This window comes from Pseudemcibacter sp. (genome assembly GCF_965661635.1).
Taxonomy (GTDB): Bacteria; Pseudomonadota; Alphaproteobacteria; order Sphingomonadales; family Emcibacteraceae; genus Pseudemcibacter.
Window position 1 is genome coordinate 1 of sequence record NZ_CBFIEP010000074.1, and the last position, 5107, is coordinate 5107.

Annotated in this window: 5 protein-coding genes; 4 read left to right on the forward strand and 1 reads right to left on the reverse strand. The window is 41.2% G+C overall.

From position 1 onward, the window contains the following. The 3 genes from ACTF6W_RS05455 to typA all read left to right on the forward strand — a co-directional run. Positions 1-199, forward strand: a 199-nt coding sequence (locus ACTF6W_RS05455) for a hypothetical protein (protein WP_438993536.1), incomplete at its 5' end; no start/stop codon positions are given. A gap of 72 nt (positions 200-271) precedes the next feature. After that, positions 272-493: a hypothetical protein gene (locus ACTF6W_RS05460; RefSeq protein ID WP_438993537.1), complete on the forward strand. Its 222-nt coding sequence runs from the start codon at positions 272-274 to the stop codon at positions 491-493. Between the two features lie 240 nt (positions 494-733). Beyond that, positions 734-2563 carry a translational GTPase TypA gene (typA, locus tag ACTF6W_RS05465; RefSeq protein ID WP_438993538.1) on the forward strand — a complete coding sequence of 610 codons (1830 nt, stop codon included), beginning with the start codon at positions 734-736 and terminating at the stop codon, positions 2561-2563. Positions 2564-2568: 5 nt separating this feature from the next. Here typA and ACTF6W_RS05470 read toward each other — a convergent pair whose 3' ends face one another. Next, the gene (locus ACTF6W_RS05470; RefSeq protein WP_438993539.1) at positions 2569-3516 is read right to left on the reverse strand and encodes a glycerophosphodiester phosphodiesterase family protein; all 948 of its coding nucleotides are present in this window, start codon (positions 3514-3516) and stop codon (positions 2569-2571) included. 127 nt (positions 3517-3643) lie between these two features. Here ACTF6W_RS05470 and ACTF6W_RS05475 point away from each other — a divergent pair. Next, a partial coding sequence (locus tag ACTF6W_RS05475; protein ID WP_438993540.1) for an FAD-dependent oxidoreductase occupies positions 3644-5107 on the forward strand: 1464 nt, incomplete at its 3' end.

Genomic DNA, 5107 nt, shown 5'->3' on the forward strand with positions numbered 1-5107 from the left:
TCCCGGCTTTCTCATTATACTAAGTGTAGCAATGCAAATGTTTAGCACCGAACCTTCGCTTGCATTTTCGCTGCTTATCTTAACTCTTATTTTTTATTCAGAAAATCTGCTCGGGCTTTTACAAAATCAATATGCCACTCCATTCATAAGATTAATTATGCCTGCCTTTCCTATCGCTTTCGCATGGCTTTTTTCATAAATCTTGCTAACATTGAAAAAATTAATATGACCTGTTAGATTTTCCTTATAAAGCAAACTATCGGGTGTGATCATGAAATATATTGCCATTCTTTTTTTTACAATTGTTTTAACAAACTTTTCCAATGCTAAGACAATGAGCATGGTGGATCTATTAACTGATTACCCGGCCTATTTTAATGCATTAATACAGGGCGTCTCAATTCGTGCTGATGATGTTTTTACCAACCCTAATACTGCTGAACTAATTGAAAGTTATTTTAAGCCATATCAGGTAAAATCCTTACTTGATTAAATTATATATAAGGGCGAAACGCCTGTTGGCTTAATTTGCTGCGAAACCACAAGAGAAAAACGCATTTGGACTGGTGATGATATTGACTACGTCCGTGCCCTCACCGTAATGGCTGGTGTTGAGCTAAAATCCGCCAAAAAGAACTAATTTCTAGTTTATTCATCTTTAAATAGACATGTCATAATAGATCGCTATACTTCGCCAACTTTAAAATAGACACCAACATATCGGCGAACTCTAATGACCTTACGCAATATTGCAATTATTGCCCACGTTGACCACGGCAAAACTACCCTTGTTGACGGCATGTTTAAACAAAGCGGCATGTACCGTGACAATGAAACCGTTGAAGAGCTGGCAATGGACAGCAATGAAATCGAAAAAGAGCGCGGCATCACGATTTTTGCGAAATGTACTGCCGTCGATTGGGGTGACCATCGCATCAATATCGTTGATACACCAGGCCATGCCGACTTTGGCGGTGAAGTAGAACGTATTTTAAACATGGTCGACGGTGTTATTTTGCTAGTTGATAGTGCTGAAGGGCCAATGCCACAAACCAAATTCGTTACTGGCAAAGCCCTCGCCCTCGGCTTAAAACCTATTGTTGTCATTAATAAAATCGATAAAGCTGACCGCCGTCCTGAAGAAGTTCACGATGAAGTATTCGATTTATTCGTGAGCCTAGACGCAACTGACGACCAACTAGACTTCCCGATGCTTTATGCATCAGGGCGTGACGGATGGGCATCCCATGATTTGGAAGGTGCCCGTGATAATCTTGACCCATTATTTCAAACTATCATCGATTATTACGATAAACCGGCCATGCGCACGAAAGAAATCGTTGGCGAACCGTTTACAATGCTCGCAACTCTGCTTGACCGTGATAATTTCATGGGACGCGTACTAACCGGTCGCGTTCAAAGTGGGAAAATTAAAGTCAATGACCCTATTAAAGTGATTAATCACAAAGGCGAAATCGTTGAAACAGGAAGAGCCACGAAATTAATGTCTTTTGAAGGACTTGACCGTGCTCCTATTAATGAAGCCATTGCTGGCGACATTATTGCGATTGCCGGACTTTCGATCGGTACTGTTGCTGATACGATTTGTGCACCTGAGGTCGAAATTCCACTTCAAGCACAGCCAATTGATCCTCCAACACTTTCCATGGCATTCACGGTTAATGATAGTCCGCTTGCCGGACGCGAAGGCGACAAAGTCACGTCACGTATGATCCGTGACAGATTACTTAAAGAATCTGAAGGAAATGTTGCTATTCAGATTACTGAAAGTGAAAGCAAAGACAGCTTTGATGTTGCTGGTCGTGGTGAACTTCAACTTGGTGTTCTCATTGAAACCATGCGCCGTGAAGGGTTTGAACTTTCTATTTCTCGTCCTCGTGTTCTATATGGCGAAGATGAAAATGGTGCCCGCACAGAACCCTACGAAGAAGTTATCATCGACGTAGACGAAGAATATTCAGGTGTTGTTGTTGAAAAAATGTCTGAACGCAAAGCCGAAATGTCTGACATGCGATCTTCTGGCACTGGTAAAACACGCATTACTTTTATTGCTCCTTCTCGTGGCTTAATTGGCTATCACGGTGAATTCCTAACAGATACGCGCGGAACAGGCATTATGAACCGCACATACCATAGCTACGGTCCTTATAAAGGCCCTATACAAGGTCGCCGTGTCGGTGTCCTTATCAGTATGGGTATGGGTAAAGCTGTTGCTTATGCGCTCTTTAATCTAGAAGATCGCGGCATCATCATGATCCACCCACAAGAAGAAGTATACGAAGGCATGATTATCGGTGAGCATGCACGCTCTAATGATTTGGATGTGAATGTTTTAAAAGGAAAGCAACTGACTAACATCCGCGCAGCGGGTAAAGATGATGCTATTAAATTAACACCGCCTCGTAAATTATCACTCGAACAAGCAATAGCCTATATTCAGGATGATGAATTGGTTGAAGTAACACCACAAAGCATTCGTTTAAGAAAACGTTTTCTTGTACCACATGAACGTAAGAAAGCTGCGAAAGCTGCCTCTAGTTAATTGATCTAAAGATTATTTAAGCAGGACAATAACGCTTTTCGGTACTCCGGATCTTCGCTTAGTGCTTTAAAGGCATCAACAGGCTTGTTTGATGCTAATATCTCTATGCCACTTTCTGCGCGGGCCTGATACTGCTTAACAACCTCCTGCCAATTCACGCGCTCAGCGAAGCTAGTATTTTCAAATGCCAGATCAAATGTAAGTCCAACGGTGGTAATACCGTAACTATTTAATGTTTTTAAGAATTGTTTATTTTGTTCAACATTCGGGGTTAACGAATGGATTTGATGGGTGTCTATTCCGGAGTATAATAGTCGTTCTAGTTCTGCTTGATTAGCGAGTCCTATTGAGACAAACGCATTTGGAAGTTTTTCTAATATTTTTTGTGCATCCTCGATTGAATATGCAATATAAAAAACTCTACCTTCAGCCTTTGATTTAATAACCGCTTCCACAACATCATTCACATTCAAAGGAGGTTTCATATCAATTTGTAAAAGCGCCTTCCCTTTCGCCCATTTAAGCGTTTTAGTGAAGGTTGGCGGATGAAAATTAGTTATATTTCCATCATTATCTTTTAAATTTGCTTCTTTAATATCCGTCCAATTAGTGTCTTTTACGGCGCCGGATAAGGTCGTTGTGCGATCGAGCCTATTATCATGCAGAATAAATAATTGATCGTCTTTGCTTTTAACAACATCAAGCTCGACAATTACCGACGCATTTTCTGTTGTTCGCTCAAAGGTTTCAATTGCATTTTCAGGGTATCCTTCAATTGGCCCTCCCCGGTGCGCGCTTACCAGCGTTACATCATTATCTCGCAAACATTGAAAAAATGCAGGAAGTGCCCCATCAGCATTCTTCGCTATATCCTCAGATGTTACCGTTTGTGCCGGTTCTTGCGAGCAAGCAGATATAAAGGTCAGAATTATAAAGCAAAATATTTTTTTCATATTCACATTATATATCAGACTATTTAGTTCGGATATAAATTTTATATTTAGCATTTCCCAAGTAGACTTTCTAATCTCTTATTGTGATAAATTTTCTTTTTGATAAACTCATCATGAGGAAATAATCATGAACCATCACGTCAATAAATATCCACACTTATTAGAACCCCTTGATTTAGGCATCACCACATTGAAAAACCGCGTCATGATGGGATCAATGCATACGATGCTTGAAGAAATGGATGATTTAACCCCGCTTGCGGAATTTTATGCCGCACGTGTCCGCGGTGGTGTCGGTTTAATAGTCACTGGCGGTATGGCCGTAAATGACATTTCGTTTGCCGGATGGCATGGCGCCAAAGGTGTTTACCGTGAAAAAGACGCCGAAAGACATCATGTCGTCACTAATAAAGTTCACTCTGAGGGCGGCAAAATATTATTACAGCTTCTTCATCTCGGGCGTGATGCCTTTAGCCCTGATGCGATAAGTGCCTCTCCCGTTAAATCACCGCTAAGACCATTCACGCCCCGTGAAATTTCACATGAGGAAATATTAGAACAAATCGATGCCTATGCACATTCGGCCTATATGTCTAAAAAGGTAGGTTATGATGGTGTTGAAATCATGGGATCCGAAGGATATTTCCTTCATCAATTTCTTGTTGAAAGAACAAATAGACGCGATGATCAATGGGGTGGAAATCACAAAAATCGCATGCGTATATCACTTGAAACCGTCAAAGCGGTACGTGAAAAAGCGGGTGATGATTTTATAATAATGTACCGTTTTCCTATTATCGACCTTGTCGAAATGGGCAGTACATTTGACGAAGCATTGGAATTTGCCTTAGAACTTGAAAAGTTAGGCGTTAATATACTAAATGGCGGCATCGGTTGGCACGAATCCCGTGTTCCCACCACCCATACCGTTGTTCCACGCGCTGCATTTACATGGGTAACCGAAAAATTTAGAAAACATCTAAAGACCCCTATCGTCACTTCAAACCGTATCAATACCCCCAAAGTCGCAGAACAAGTTCTAGCCGATGGACATGCAGATATTATTTCACTTGCTAGACCCATGCTCGCGGATCCTGATTTTGTCATAAAAGCCATCGAAGGACGCGAAGATGAAATCAATGTCTGCATTGGCTGCAATCAAGCGTGCCTAGAACATACTATGTCTATGCCGCCAAAACTGGTTAGTTGCCTGGTTAATCCTCTCGCCTGTCATGAATTGGAAATTAAATTAGAAAAAACAACGCTGCCAAAAAATATCGCCGTGATCGGTGCAGGTCCAAGCGGCATGGCATTTTCGGTTTATGCCTCTGGTCGTGGTCATACTGTCACGCTTTATGATGGTGCTGATGATATGGGCGGACAGCTCAATCTTGCAAAAATGGTTCCGGGCAAAGAAGAGTTTTATGAAACACTTAGGTATTATAAACGCATGATCGAAAAGAATGGCGTCAATTTAGTTTTAAATACCATGGTCACGCCATCAATGCTCAATCAAGAAAACTATGATGAAATAATCATCGCAACGGGAGTATCACCGCGTATACCTGATATTAAAGGCATCAACCATGAA

Bases quoted from the DNA above. Each gene is read 5' to 3' on its own strand.
- ACTF6W_RS05460 (WP_438993537.1), top strand. From the start codon at position 272: ATGAAATATATTGCCATTCTTTTTTTTACAATTGTTTTAACAAACTTT.
- typA (WP_438993538.1), top strand. From the start codon at position 734: ATGACCTTACGCAATATTGCAATTATTGCCCACGTTGACCACGGCAAA.
- ACTF6W_RS05470 (WP_438993539.1), bottom strand. From the start codon at position 3,516: ATGAAAAAAATATTTTGCTTTATAATTCTGACCTTTATATCTGCTTGC.